The following is a 4,562-nucleotide window of genomic DNA, read 5'->3' as shown; positions in this document are numbered from 1 at the left end:
GTCAGGTCCCGGGTGTCGTTCTCCGGCTCGCCGACCCAGTGGATCGCGACCCGGTCGCCGTTGCCGGCCTCGACGTGCCGGTCCACGGCGTTGTAGCAGGCGTTCAGCTCGCCGTCGGCGTACCACTTCGCGAAGGGTGCGTCCCACTGCAGGACCTGCGTGAAGTCCTTACTCCACTTCACGTAGGTCCGGGCCTGCTCGGCCCAGAAGCCCTCGAAGGCGGCGTCGGCCTGCTCGTACAGGGCGGCTGCGCCGTTGGCCCTGGCCGCGAACTCCGGCGGGGGCGGGAAGGTCCGGGTCTCCTGCAGGAGGTTCTCGAGCGTCTCGCTCATGGGCTCACCTTTCGCATCGACGTTGGTGCTGGAGTGGGGAACGCACTTCCTTCCACTCAAACGTACGGGTCGGCCCCCATCAAGAGTGCGTGCCGTTCGTCTCAGCCGCTACCGATCAGTAACGTGCCGAGCGGTCACAGGCCGACGACGAGCGGTCGCGCAAGCGAGAGGAGCTTGGGACAAGTGACGGGACGAGATCGCCGGCTCGTGCTCAAACGCCACCGAATTGGTCATGTCGTCCCGTCACTTGTCCCTGACTGGCTCAGTACGTCATGCCCATGACCGCACGGACCGTCGCGAGGGTCCGCTCGGCCACCTCGTTCGCCCGGGCGCTCCCGTCGCGCAGCACGGTTGACACGAACGCGGGGTCCCGCGCCAGCTCCGCACGCCTCGCCCGGTGGTCCCGCAGCCCCTCGTTCACAGCCTCGGTGACGACCTCCTTGAGCTGTCGCGCTCCTCCGTTGCCCACCCGTTCGGCGATCGACTCAGGTGACTCGTCGAGGAAGAGGCCCGCGAGGGTCAGCAGGTTGGCTACCTCGGGACGCGCCTTGGGGCCAAACGTGATTCGGCGTTCCGAGTCGGTCCGGGCTCCTCGGATCCGGGCCGCGGTCTCGTCCGCGCTGTCGCGCAGGTTGATGGTATTGCCCCGGCTCTTGCTCATCTTCTGCCCATCCGTGCCCAGCAGCAGTGGCACGTCGCTGAGCAGCACCTCGGGCTCGGTGAACACACTGTGCCCAGCGGCATACCTCTCGTTGAAACGGCGGGCGATCGCGCGGGTCTGCTCGACGTGCGGCAGCTGGTCCCGGCCGACGGGCACGACCCGGGCGTGGCAGAAGAGGATGTCGGCCGCCTGGTGCACGGGGTAGGTGAGCAGCAGCCCCGACAAGGGGCGGCCGCCGGTGAGCGCGAGCTCGTCCTTCACGGTCGGGTTGCGCCGGAGCTCGGTGTCGGTGGTCAGCGACAGGAACGGCAGGACCAGCTGGTTCAGGGCAGGCACCGCTGAGTGCGCGAAGATCGTCGACCGCTCCGGGTCGATGCCTGCCGCGAGGTAGTCGACCACCAGCTCGTGCACGTGGTGGCCGATCTGGCCGACGACGTCGCGATCCGTGATGACCTGGTAGTCAGCGACGAGGACGAAGGTCTCAACTCCCTTGTCCTGAAGGCGAACCCGGTTGCGCAGGCTGCCGAGATAGTGTCCGACGTGGAGCGGTCCGGTCGGGCGGTCGCCGGTGAGCATCCGGAAGCGCGACGGGTCGCTCGCCGCCTGCTCGTCGATGAGGTGGTCGAGCACCGCGCTGCGCTCGCGGGCTGCCGCGTACGTCGCATTCTCGTCGGCGTGCAGTTCGGCGCGGAACTCGTCGCGGGTGATGGTCATGGTCATGCTGTCCTCCTCGATGGATGGCCCACGGGAGGCGCCAGCCGTCGGAAGACATGCGAAGAGCCGCCCGCAGGCGGCTCGGAATGGTTCGTTCGGATGGCCGCCTCAGAGGGGCAGCCACCACGCGCGGTTGGTCGACGCGAACGAGCTCATGCCTCGAGGGTAGCCGAGCTGAGAGCACCGCTGGGACCTCGCCCCGTCTCGACCGCACGAACCGGTCGAGTCAGCGGGAGGTCCCAACTCCACCCAGTGTGCCCGGGAGTCGGTCATCGCGCATCTCGAAACGGTAACGGACCCGCAGGGCCCTGAGCGTGGCCCACCGGGACGGCTCACGTCCCGAGTCCGGGGGGACGTGCGTCGCACCCGGCCAGACCGTGGCGGTCCAGCGGCCGTCGGGCCTCTGTCGCGCGTTCAGCAGCTCCAGGGCAGCATCCATCCGCGGGTCGCGGGGGGCTCCCATGGTGGCGAGGCACTCGAGTCCCCTGAGGATGTCGAAGTGCCACCGGGGCGGGTGGTGGACCCGGGTGAAGTCCGCGCGGATCACCTCGCCGGAGCGCTCGCTCTTGAAGAGCTCGTGCCTGAGCAGGAACTCCACCGAGGCATCCGCCGCCTCACCTAGCTCATCGCGGCGATGTCCGTAGCCGGCGGACCGGTAGGAGTGAATCCCCTCCAGCACCGACACGGTCGTGTGCATCGACGAGTGCTCCACCGGGTGCGTGGGCGGCCGGTGGTGGCAATTGAACCCGCCGTCCGGCACGCGGCTCGCGAGGAGGCAGTCGACGAGGCTCACCAGGTCCACCTCAGGGGCGCCGAAGTAGCTCGCGTAGTTGAGGGTCATGCCATTGATGCAGGTCTCGCTCGCGGCGGACCGCGCATTGGGGTTGACCCCGCCGTCGCGGACCGTGTTCGCGGCGAGGATGAGCCGGACCGACTCCTGGGCTGCCGGGTGGTCAGGTGCCAGACCGAGGTTGCGCAGCTCGAGCAGGGTGTAGTGGCTCGAGGTCCACTTCGGCTGGTAGAAGCCCCGACCCCAGTGGCCGTCGGGGCGTCGCGCGCCGAGCAGGGCGGCGCCGACGCCCTCGGTGGCGATCCGTGCCTGGAGACTCCGCTCATCGCGGTGCAGGAGGTCACGCGTGGTCAGGTAGGCGACGGCGACGTCCCCTTCCAGCAACCAGTCGATCACCTCGCCAACCTCATCACCGGCCATCTGCCCATCGTGGCACCGAGGCCGCCGGTTCGGCCGCGATCGCCGACTCCTAGGCTGGACCGATGCCCGACCGGAACCCGACCCGCGACGCGATCGTCGACCAGCTGGCCGCACTCGCGGACCTCCCCGGCATTCGGGACAAGGCGGACGCGGTGCGGGAGGCCTGCACCCGGCTGCGGTTCCATGAGGCGCTGCGCAGACGCATCCCCGAGGCCGCCGCGGAGTCGCGCGTCCGCGGGGCCCGGGCCTCTGCCGCCCTCGACGGCGTCGACTACCCGCTGGACCTCGTCCGCGAGCTGACGACCGGCGCCCGCCCGTGGCCCGACGACCTCAGTCCCGACCTCGCGACCCTCAAGGGCGCGATCGCCGCGACAGCCGAGAGCGAGCGGGTCGCCTCCATCGTCCGCACCGCCCCGCTGCAGGCTCTCGCCCGGCTCCACGTCGCGGCCGCCTCTCCCTTCGTCCACGGTGGTGGCGCGGACGTCACCAACGCACTGGGCCGTCCCCGGGTCGCCGGTGAGGACTCCGCCGAGTTCGTCGACCTCGGGCCGGCGCCGGACGCCGCCGAGGTGTCGCAACGGCTCACTCAGCTGGCCGACCTCATCGTGGGGGCGTCACAGGCCACGGATCGCGTTCCGGCCGTGGTCATCTCGTCCATCGTCCATGGAGAGGTCATCGCCGTCCGGCCTTTCACTCACGGCAACGGCCTCGTCGCACGGGCCCTCGAGCGCGCCCTCATCCAGGCGCTCGGCCTCGACCCGACCGGTGTCGCCGTCCCGGAAGCCGGCCACGTCGCGAACGGCGCGGTGACGTACACAGGCAGCTCAGCGGCATACGGCAAGGGCACGGCCGCGGGCGTGGGACTGTGGCTCGGGCAGGCGGCGGACGCCGTCCTCAAGGGCGTCGCCGAGGGGGAGCGGATCAGCGATGCGGTCCGGGCGGGGCGGCTCGGCTGACGGCCGTTCTGTGACGCACGAGACCACCTTTGCTGTGAAGTCAAGACTGTTACCGCGCCGGGCCCTGCGGTACAAAGGATGCAGGAACCAACGCATCGCCGTGAGGCGAAGATCGGCTCCAAGGCAGTACAAGCGAGAGCGAGAGGTACCCACGCGACGACAGTTCACTTGGAACAGTCCACCCTCGGGTCCACACCGGGGCGACAATTCGGGAATGCACGCTTGGTAGCCCACCTCGTTCTCACGAGGCCCCTGACTTCGTTGGGGGCCTCGTCCGCGTCTCTGGGGATGTCTCCCGAGCCTGGTTTGCATTTGGGTGCGTGAAAGACGGACGATGGATACGCGCTCCCCTCGGGGTTGAGCGCAACGGGTCACTGGTTCTCCCCCCCGGTGCCAGTCCCGTGAGGTGGCCCCCCGTCTCCCCCCGGACGGGGGCCACCGCCTTTCTCTGTGACGTACGTCGTCCACATCCCTGCGGCGGGTGCCGGGCTGTCCACAGCAGGCCGTATGCCGCTGGGCCGGCTCCCGCGATTCGGTGACGGTTGGTGCATGGGTCACGTCATCGCCGTCATGCCGGCCTCGGGTGGGGTCGGGGCCACCACCATCGCTGCCGTTGTCGCCGTCCGGGCCGCCGAAGCCGGTCGGTCGGTGGTCGCCGTCGACCTCAACCGGTTCGGGGGACGGCTCGA

General features: G+C 69.8%; 4 protein-coding genes. 1 reads left to right on the top strand and 3 read right to left on the bottom strand.

Annotation, left to right across the window (positions count from 1 at the left end; genetic code table 11):
• The 3 genes from ABF401_RS07965 to ABF401_RS07955 form a co-directional block, all read right to left on the bottom strand.
• Positions 1–332: acetyl-coenzyme A synthetase N-terminal domain-containing protein (locus tag ABF401_RS07965; RefSeq protein ID WP_353509011.1), on the bottom strand; the 332-nt coding region annotated here is incomplete at its 3' end.
• A 262-nt stretch (positions 333–594) separates the two neighbouring features.
• The gene (gene trpS / locus ABF401_RS07960; RefSeq protein ID WP_502908204.1) at positions 595–1,707 is read right to left on the bottom strand and encodes a tryptophan--tRNA ligase; all 1,113 of its coding nucleotides are present in this window, start codon (positions 1,705–1,707) and stop codon (positions 595–597) included.
• Between the two features lie 226 nt (positions 1,708–1,933).
• A complete protein-coding gene (locus ABF401_RS07955) occupies positions 1,934–2,917 on the bottom strand; it encodes a prenyltransferase/squalene oxidase repeat-containing protein (RefSeq protein ID WP_353509009.1) in 984 nt (327 codons plus the stop codon).
• A 62-nt stretch (positions 2,918–2,979) separates the two neighbouring features.
• On the opposite strand from ABF401_RS07955, the gene ABF401_RS07950 reads away from it, so the two are divergent.
• On the top strand, positions 2,980–3,873 hold the full coding sequence (locus ABF401_RS07950; protein ID WP_353509008.1) for a Fic family protein: 894 nt from the start codon (positions 2,980–2,982) through the stop codon (positions 3,871–3,873).
• Positions 3,874–4,562: the final 689 nt, after the last annotated feature.

The organism is Intrasporangium sp., from assembly GCF_040414665.1.
GTDB lineage: Bacteria > Actinomycetota > Actinomycetes > Actinomycetales > Dermatophilaceae > Intrasporangium.
This window is presented reverse-complemented; position numbering and strand designations above follow the sequence as displayed.